Origin of the sequence: Parvularcula maris, from assembly GCF_024505085.1 — a bacterium.
Lineage (GTDB): Bacteria > Pseudomonadota > Alphaproteobacteria > Caulobacterales > Parvularculaceae > Parvularcula > Parvularcula maris.
In genome coordinates this window covers 1-349 of record NZ_JANIBC010000046.1, presented here as the reverse complement: position 1 = coordinate 349, position 349 = coordinate 1, and the positions used below count along the sequence as shown (strand labels likewise).

The 349-nt window shown below is 64.5% G+C and carries 1 protein-coding gene; it reads right to left on the bottom strand.

Annotated features, from left to right (window positions below; translation table 11 throughout):
* The coding region (locus tag NOG11_RS14885; RefSeq protein WP_256620604.1) for an RHS repeat-associated core domain-containing protein at positions 1-349 on the bottom strand (349 nt) is incomplete at both ends.

Here is a 349-nt window from a genome sequence, read left to right as displayed (position 1 = left end):
TTCACCGCGTCCCCGCCGACATAGGCGTACCAGTTCAGCCCGTCGCCGTAGCCGATCGGGTCGGTTTGCAGGAAGCGGCCCAGGAAGGGGGAGTAGGCCCTGGCCTTGTAGTGCCAAAGGCTCGTGCCCGTGATCTTCGTCTGACCCGTATAGCCAAAACGCGAAGCCTCGAAGACGTCCGAGTCGCGCCTGCCGTCCGCATCGTACTGGTTGCGCCGCAAGACCGTGCCGTTCTGGCGGGTGACAAGGGTGATGCTGCCGCGCTCATCCGCCGAGAAGTAGCGCTTGTCCCCAGTCCCGGACCCCTCATACCAGACCAAAGCCTCGTCCGAACCAGGACCGTGCACGT